General features: G+C 35.9%; 11 protein-coding genes. 10 read left to right on the top strand and 1 reads right to left on the bottom strand.

The annotated features are described in order from the left end of the window. On the bottom strand, positions 1-316 hold a 316-nt coding region (locus tag H8911_RS12315; RefSeq protein ID WP_255466242.1), incomplete at its 3' end, for a DUF6431 domain-containing protein. Between the two features lie 123 nt (positions 317-439). On the opposite strand from H8911_RS12315, the gene H8911_RS01405 reads away from it, so the two are divergent. The 10 genes from H8911_RS01405 to H8911_RS01360 all read left to right on the top strand — a co-directional run bounded on the left by H8911_RS01405 (position 440) and on the right by H8911_RS01360 (position 8339). Then, positions 440-880 (top strand): MarR family winged helix-turn-helix transcriptional regulator, encoded by a 441-nt coding sequence (locus H8911_RS01405; RefSeq protein WP_117926595.1) that lies wholly within the window; start codon positions 440-442, stop codon positions 878-880. Continuing rightward, positions 877-3060, top strand: coding sequence for an ABC transporter ATP-binding protein (locus H8911_RS01400; RefSeq protein ID WP_186998456.1), 2184 nt, complete (start codon positions 877-879; stop codon positions 3058-3060). The genes H8911_RS01405 and H8911_RS01400 overlap by 4 nt, the downstream gene beginning before the upstream one ends. Next, positions 3053-4891 carry an ABC transporter ATP-binding protein gene (locus tag H8911_RS01395; RefSeq protein WP_186998455.1) on the top strand — a complete coding sequence of 613 codons (1839 nt, stop codon included), beginning with the start codon at positions 3053-3055 and terminating at the stop codon, positions 4889-4891. Before H8911_RS01400 ends, H8911_RS01395 begins: the two co-directional genes overlap by 8 nt. 3 nt (positions 4892-4894) lie before the next feature. Next, positions 4895-5146: a hypothetical protein gene (locus tag H8911_RS01390; protein ID WP_117926598.1), complete on the top strand. Its 252-nt coding sequence runs from the start codon at positions 4895-4897 to the stop codon at positions 5144-5146. Positions 5147-5225: 79 nt separating this feature from the next. Then, entirely contained in the window at positions 5226-5477 is a 252-nt protein-coding gene (locus H8911_RS01385; RefSeq protein WP_117573013.1) for an IreB family regulatory phosphoprotein, read from the top strand. Continuing rightward, complete coding sequence (gene ruvX / locus H8911_RS01380) at positions 5477-5902, top strand: Holliday junction resolvase RuvX (protein WP_186998454.1); 426 nt, start codon at positions 5477-5479, stop codon at positions 5900-5902. The genes H8911_RS01385 and ruvX overlap by 1 nt, the downstream gene beginning before the upstream one ends. Positions 5903-5936: 34 nt before the next feature. After that, positions 5937-6194: a DUF1292 domain-containing protein gene (locus H8911_RS01375; protein WP_117573017.1), complete on the top strand. Its 258-nt coding sequence runs from the start codon at positions 5937-5939 to the stop codon at positions 6192-6194. Beyond that, the gene (gene mltG, locus H8911_RS01370; RefSeq protein ID WP_186998453.1) at positions 6184-7266 is read left to right on the top strand and encodes an endolytic transglycosylase MltG; all 1083 of its coding nucleotides are present in this window, start codon (positions 6184-6186) and stop codon (positions 7264-7266) included. Before H8911_RS01375 ends, mltG begins: the two co-directional genes overlap by 11 nt. Positions 7267-7332: 66 nt before the next feature. Beyond that, the gene (gene greA, locus H8911_RS01365; RefSeq protein ID WP_186998452.1) at positions 7333-7821 is read left to right on the top strand and encodes a transcription elongation factor GreA; all 489 of its coding nucleotides are present in this window, start codon (positions 7333-7335) and stop codon (positions 7819-7821) included. Positions 7822-7964: 143 nt separating this feature from the next. Further along, complete coding sequence (locus tag H8911_RS01360) at positions 7965-8339, top strand: ComEA family DNA-binding protein (RefSeq protein WP_117926602.1); 375 nt, start codon at positions 7965-7967, stop codon at positions 8337-8339. Positions 8340-8396 lie beyond the last annotated feature (57 nt).

Below are 8396 nucleotides of genomic sequence, written 5' to 3'. Positions count from 1 at the left end.
TCTCATCAAGCGTGACAATATAGTAAATGAAAAGATAAGTGAACTGAGTATAAGGAACAAAATTAGTTGGAAGCAAGGCATGAGTGGATTTACATTGAGTACACTGGATACGCTGAACAGGAATTTGAATCTTACACTCACCACTGGAAAGATCAGCAATGATCACAAATCTTGTGTAGTGTCCATATAATATAAAAAGGCCAACGACACCACAAACAGGACAATGTAAAGACAGCAAATCGTTCGCATTAACAAAAGCTTGATAATCATCTTTATTCAAAATCAGGTTGAAGTCGTTGGTGATTTTCAGTGTCATAATATTGTCTAAGAGGACGGGTAGAAATCGCAACTTTGGTCGGTGAAGGATTTCTAACTTTTTTATTGACTAAATAGTTAAGTAGATATATAGTTAAGTAACTTAAATAAATTGGAGGTTCGTATGGAAGTTCAAGATGAAGTACTAGATTTATTGTTTGATCTAACATATAAAGTCACGAACTATGTTCGAAATAACCGTCATTGCAAAGATGGGCCAAGAATCAAAGATGTGATGTTGTTTAAAACGATTTATAAAGCAGAGAATCATCAGATCACAATGAGTGAAGTGGCAAATGTTCTCGGTGTTTCTCCAGCTGCAGTATCACAGATGATTGCTGGATTTGAAAAGAAGGGTCTGCTTCAAAGGGTGCATTCGAATACAGATCGTAGAACGGTCTATATTCAAATTGTTCCAGAGGCAATCGACATGTTTCAAAAGCGTATGAACTCCCATATGGCTAATGTTTATTCATATTTAGATTATCTGGGGACATCTGACTGTGCGCATTTAAGAGATATTTTAAAAAAGACAGCTTATTATATGGAGGAAAATAAAGAATGACAAAGATTATGAAATATTTAAAACCATATTGGCTATCCATTGGCCTTACACTTGGTTTATTGTTTGGACAGGCAACCTGTGAACTAACAATGCCGGATTATATGCAAAATATTGTCAATACAGGTATTCAAAATGGGGGTATTGAAAGTGGTGTCTATGAACAGGTTAGTGAAAGTACATTCAATTCGTATGTAATGTTCGCAACCGATTCAGAAAAAGATTTAATGACATCTTCTTATAAGCTAGTTACTCCAAGTAAGGCAACTAAGGAAGAGAAAACGAGAATTCCAGGTTTGAAAACAGAGAATGTATATCTATTAAAAGATCTTAGTGAAGAAAAGGAAGAGAAGCTTTCTTCCACTTTGACCCTACTTCAAATGACAATGGTAGAAGTGAGTAAGGATGCTAAAGAAAGCAATGTACAAATTCCTCAACTACTGATAATGAATGGTATAGATACATATAGAAAAGTGGCAAAATCCGAGATTTCTAAACTCGGAGATTCGACAGTAACAAGCATGAGCTCACAATTTTTAAAGAAGGAATATAGTGATCTAGGTATGGATATGGAAAAGATCCAACAAGACTATATTATCTTTTCAGGACTTAAGATGTTAGGTTATGCCCTAGGCAGTGCTGTATGTGCGATATTAGTCGGATTCTTGGCGAGTCGCATTGCGGCAGGCTTTTCTAAAGATTTGCGTGAAGCCGTATTTGAAAAAGTGACGTATTTTTCCAATGAGAATCTAAATACTTTTAGTACATCCAGTTTGATTACACGTACCACAAATGATATTCAACAACTACAAATGACGGTGGCAATGTTTTTAAGAATTGTCATGTATGCACCTATTATTGGTGTTGGAGCCATTCTACACGTCATTGAATCTGGAGCGAATATGACTTGGATTCTAGCTTTATGTGTAGTGATCATTTTAAGTGTTGTATTTGTGATTTTTATGATTGTCATGCCAAAATTTAAGATCATGCAGAAAATGATCGATAAGATGAATAGCGTTGTACGAGAATTGTTAGATGGAATGTTAGTGATTCGTGCCTTTAATAATGAAAAGATTGAAGAAGCTAAATTTGATCAAGCCAATAAAGATATTACTTCTATTTCTTTATTTACAACACGAGTTATGGCATTTATGATGCCGATCATGATGTTTTTAATGAACGGTACCACACTTATGATTCTATGGTTTGGATCCAAACAAGTCGATGCCGGCATCATTCAAGTTGGTAGTATCATGGCCTTTATGCAGTATGCGATGCAAGTCATTATGGCCTTCCTAATGATTACCATGGTTGCGATTATGCTTCCTCGTGCAAATGTCAGTGCTTTGCGTATTCATGAAGTATTAAGCAGTGATATTACAGTAAAAGATAAAGAGAATACGAGAGATTTCTCATCTAATATGCGAGGTGTTGTATCCTTTAAAAACGTATCTTTTCGATATCCAGGAGCTGATGAAGATGTTTTAAGCAATATTAACTTTGAAACAAAACCAGGAGAAACGACTGCCTTTATTGGAAGTACAGGATCTGGTAAGTCGACATTGATCAACTTAGTACCAAGATTCTATGATGTGACAAGTGGATCTATTTGTGTGGATGGTGTAGACATTCGAGATGTCAAACAAGCGGATTTAAGAAGTCGCATTGGCTATGTACCACAAAAAGGTTTGTTACTATCGGGAGATATTGAATCTAACTTATTATATTCAAAGAAAGATGCCAATGAGAAAGACATCGAGTCTGCTTTATCTATTTCTCAAAGTACGGAGTTTGTTTCAAAAAAACCAGAAGGCATCCACTGTGAAATCAGTCAGGGTGGCACAAACGTATCGGGAGGACAAAGACAAAGACTATCGATTGCACGTGCCATTGTGCGTAAGCCTGAAATCTATATTTTTGATGATAGCTTTAGTGCATTAGACTTTAAAACGGATGCCAAACTTAGAGAAGCTTTGGCGAAGTCTTGTAAAGAAACGAAGAGTACGGTACTCCTTGTAGCCCAACGTATTTCAAGTATTTTACATGCCGATCAAATCATTGTACTGGATGAAGGGAAAATGGTTGGAAAAGGAACACATGCTGAATTGATGGAATCTTGTGATGTGTATCAACAAATTGCATCGAGCCAGTTGACAAAGGAGGAACTTGCCAATGTCTAATCAGAAACAAAGCAATCGTCCAAGAGGACCAATGGGCCATGGTATGCGTGGTGGCGGCGAAAAGGCAAAAGATTTCAAAGGTACAATGAAGAAGTTGTTCAATTATATCAAACCTTTTAAATTTACTTTTCTAATTGGAATTCTTTGTGCCGTTGTCTCTGTATGTATTATGGTCATTGGACCTAAGATTCAAGGAAATATTATTACAGAAATAGCCGAAGGCTTTATGAATAAAGTACAAGGCAAGGGTGGCATTGATTTTGATGCGATCAAAAAGACGTGTGCCTTATTATTAGCTATCTATGCCATGAGTACGGCCTTCTCGTATATTCAAGGCTGGTTGATGAGTGGCGTTTCCAATAAAATGGGATATCAGCTTCGTAAGGAAATGAATCAAAAGATTGATAAACTTCCACTATCTTACTTTGATAAAAATAGTCATGGAGACATTCTATCTCGCTTTACCAATGATGTAGATACTCTAGTTCAATCTTTAAACCAATCTTTATCCACGATGGTATCGAGCATTGTACAAATTATTGGCTTTCTAGTGATGATGTTAAGTATTTCTTGGAAAATGACATTAATGGCTCTTGTTGTGATTCCACTCAGTATGATTCTAGTGATGGTAGTTGTGAAAAAGAGTCAACGTTACTTTAAGGCACAACAAAAATCATTAGGCTTAGTCAATGGACATATTGAAGAGATGTATGCAGCACATACAATTGTGAAAGCTTTTAATGGGGAAGAAGAGTCTTTAAAATCGTTTAAAGACTATAATAATCAATTGTATACAAGCGCATGGAAATCCCAATTCTTGTCTGGTTTAATGATGCCATTAACAAATTTAATTGGAAATATTGGCTATGTCGGCGTATGTATTCTAGGCGGTTATTTAACGGTTCATGGTGAAATTGCCGTGGGAGATATTCAATCGTTTATTACGTATACACGTAACTTTACGCAACCAATCTCACAAATCTCACAATCTATGAATATGTTACAGAGTACGGCAGCAGCTGCAGAACGTGTCTTTGAATTCTTGGCGAGTGAAGAAGAAGTTGCTGAAGTACAAAATCCAGTTGTATTCGAAGAAGTGCAAGGCCAAGTAATTTTTGAGAATGTATGTTTTGGATATGATCCAAGTAAGATTATCATCAACGATTTTTCTATGTATGTCAAGCCAGGCCAAACAATCGCTATTGTAGGTCCTACAGGTGCAGGTAAAACAACGATTGTAAAATTATTGATGCGTTTTTATGAATTAAATGCAGGCACTATTTATATTGATGGCCATAATATTACAGACTATACAAGAAGCGGTTTACGTAATATGGTGGGTATGGTATTACAGGATGCTTGGCTGTTTGAGGGAAGCATTTTAGAAAACTTACGATTTGGCAGACCCAACGCAACCGATGAAGAGGTCATGAAAGCTGCTAAAGCTGCGCATGTCGATCACTTTATTCGTACATTAGATTATGGTTATGATACCGTACTAAATGAAGCTTCTAGTAATATTAGTCAAGGACAACGACAATTATTAACGATTGCCCGTGCCTTCTTGGCAGATCCTAAAATCTTGATTTTGGATGAGGCGACAAGCAGTGTGGATACACGTACAGAAGTCTTGATTCAAAAGGGAATGGATGAGTTGATGAAGGGGCGTACAAGCTTTGTGATTGCGCACCGCCTATCTACGATTCGTGATGCGGATAATATTATCGTTATGGATCATGGTGACATTGTGGAAGTGGGAAGCCATGATGAATTGATGAAGCGTAATGGCTTCTATACGAAGTTATATAATGCGCAATTTGAAGAGGCTTAAGCTATGCGTAAGATCATAGTGGATTTGAATGTAGTAAAAGATAATGAATTTTCAATGATGTATGAAATGTTTGGATTAGACGTACAAAATAAATCGTACGAAGATTTTGAAAGAAGAATGCTGCAGATGTCCATTGAGACTATTATTGAAGTAAAGAATCGAGAACAAAATCTTACATCTTGTGCTAAATGGATCTTTATCTTAGAGGATATTCAGCAAAAAAGTGATTGTCTGTATTGTATCTGGGGTGTATAACACCCCATTTTTCTATTAAATCGCTTTCTTTTTGAATTGGATTCATATATAATAAAAACGTGTTAAGGAGTGTGAAATTATGAAAGACATTACCGAAACAATGACATTTACTACGGAAGAGATTCGTCGTGAAAATATCAAGATGATTCTTCGTGAAGTAAGTGATGCTTTGGAAGAACGTGGTTATAATTCAGAAAATCAGATTGCTGGTTATTTGATTAGTAACGACCCTGCGTATATTTCTTCTCACAAGAATGCTCGTAACTTGATTCAAAAGATTGAACGTTATGAAATCATTGAAGAACTTGTACGCGCGTATTTAGAGAAATAATGGATCGTATCATTGGTTTAGATCTTGGTTCAAAAACATGTGGTGTATCGATTTGTGATGCGCTTCATATTACGTGTCGAGCTTTAATGACTGTGCGTTTTGAATCGGATGATTATGATGCTTGTTTAGAAGAAGTTTTAAAGCTATTAAAAGAAAATAAAGTCAAAGAAGTAGTTTTAGGCTTGCCAAAGCACATGAATGGAGATATCGGAATTCGTGGTGAAATATCTTGTGAATTTGCCAAGAAATTAGAGTCTTCGGGTATTACAGTTCATCTATGGGATGAGCGACTTACAACGGTTGCGGCCGAAAAAATCTTACTACAGGGGGATGTTTCTCGTAAGAAACGTAAAAAAGTAATTGATCAGATGGCTGCCGTTCAAATTTTACAGAGTTTTTTGGACAGACAAAACGGGGGATTCTAGATCCTCCTTTATTTTTGAAAGGAAAAGTATATTTATGTTAGATTCAAATAGTTTATATGTATATGATGAAGATGGAAATGAAAAAAAGATGACCATCTTATTCACTTTTGACAGTGATGAAACGGGATGCCAATATGTGGTTTTCCAAGATCCAGACAATGATGAGGGCGAAGTGTTCGCATCTCGCTATGACGACAAAGGTCAGTTGATTCCTATTGAAAGCGAAGCCGAATGGGAAATGGTAGAAGAAGTAATCAACACGTTTGTTGAGGATGAGGAAAATGCCGACTAGGCGAAAAGTCAATTCTGTAAGAGTTGTTCTATTAGTTGTTGTATGTCTTTTAATTATCGCCGGTCTTGGTTCGATTTTTGTCGTAAAGACAGGACTATCAAGTACGGGCAACGGGGATAAGGAAGTAGTGTTTACCATTGAAAACAATGAATCATTTGATTCAGTTTTAGAGAACTTGAAAAAAGAGAATCTGATCGCAAATGCGAGTGTTGCCAAGCTTTATGCCAAGGCAAGTCACAACACAAACTTTGTGGCAGGTACTTTTGAATTGGATAATGGCATGAGCGTAAAAGATATTTTGTCTACCATTCAAGATAGTACAAAACTAAAGAAAGATGCTCTTGTCTTAAAAATACCGGAAGGCAAATGGGCTAAGGAGATTGCGGCTGAAATATCAAATTTATATGATGGAAAGTATTCTTCAGAAGAAATTTTAAATCAATGGAATGATATTTCTTATATTCAAACGCTCGCAAAGGATTATTCTTTCTTAAATGTAGATGATTTAAATAATTCCAACTATAAAGTGAAATTAGAAGGCTATTTATTTCCTGACACATATTTTTTGGAAAAAGATGACTCTCTTGATGATATTACACGCGTTCTGTTAGATCGTTTTGATGTGATGTATAAAGAGAATAAAAAGTCATTTGATAAAAGTGACTTATCCATCCATCAAATCATTAGCTTGGCAAGTGTCGTTCAATTTGAAGCAAGTGAACCTGGTGATATGGCTACAATTGCCGGTGTTTTCTACAATCGTTTAGATCAAGACATGAAACTTCAATCGAGTGTAACGGTATGTTATGCATTATATGATGATTTCAACGATCCAAAAGATTGTGAAACCAATCCGGAAATTGATTCACCATACAATACGTACTTACATGAAGGCTTACCGATTGGACCAATTCTAAATCCGGGGGATGAAGCCATTAAAGCCGTATTGAATCCAGAAAAAACAGATTATCTATTTTTTGCGGCCGATATATATGGTGATGGAAAAGTATATTATTCAAAAACATATGAAGAACACCAACAAATCTGCGAAAAATTAGGCTTAAATCTGTAACAATGTTTTGCATAATTTAAGGATTATGTTATAATTTTTTGTGCTAAATACAAGGAGTGATACCACATGGCAAATGAAAAATTTTACGTTACCCAAGAAGGTTATAATGATTTAGTCAATGAACATGAAAACCTAGTTCATAAAGTTCGTCAGGAAGTTATCGTTGAGTTGCAGGAAGCTCGTGCACAAGGTGACTTGTCTGAAAACGCCGACTATGATGCAGCCAGAGAACACCAGGCTCAAGTCGAAGGTCGTATTCGTGAATTAGAGGCAATGATCAAAAATGCTGAAATCATTAGTGAAGTCGATAATGCGGAAGATAAAAAGAAAAAGAATGTTGTAAAACTGGGATCTACTGTTAAAATCTTAGATTTATCAGATAACCAAGAAGTAACATTCAATATCGTTGGTACAATTGAAGCGGATCCATTCAATGGTAAGCTTTCAAACACAACACCACTTGCAGAAGTCATCATGGACCACAAAGTTGGAGATGTATGTACTGTAAGACGTGTTGAAGAACCATATGATGTAAAAATTCTTGAAATTAAATAGAAAAACATCAAAAAATTACGTATAAGAGAAGGGTGATATTTATGAAACGAACTCTTCTCTTTTTTTGTCTCTTCATTTTCTTTACCTTTACCTGCTTTAACCGGTATACACCCATTACCTTACAAGAAGCCAAGCCCACATTGATGCAAGTGGAAATTAAGGGAGCTATTCAAAATCCGGGTGTTTATACTTTAAAGCGAAATAGCTCCATTTCAAGTTTAATTCAAATGAGCGGAGGCCTATCAGAAAACAGTGATACGTCTAGAATCAGTTTTAACTATATCCTACAAGATAAAGATGTGGTGGTGATTCCAGAAAAACAAGATGTAAAACTCATTTCTATTAATAGTGCCACACTTGAAGAACTACAAACACTTCCAGGTATTGGTCCGGCCATTGCCCAAAGAATCATGGAGTATCGCAAAAGTAACACATTTCAATCTTTAGAACAAATCCAAAATGTCAAAGGCATTGGTCCAGCCATGTTTAATAAGATCAAGGATAAGATCTGCCTATGATGTTGATACTTTCACTTGGCTTTTTGGCCTGTCTGATCTTAAAAGAAATACTTTGTA

Source organism: Holdemanella hominis, assembly GCF_014306155.1.
GTDB classification, from domain to species: domain Bacteria; phylum Bacillota_I; class Bacilli_A; order Erysipelotrichales; family Erysipelotrichaceae; genus Holdemanella; species Holdemanella hominis.
This window is presented reverse-complemented; position numbering and strand designations above follow the sequence as displayed.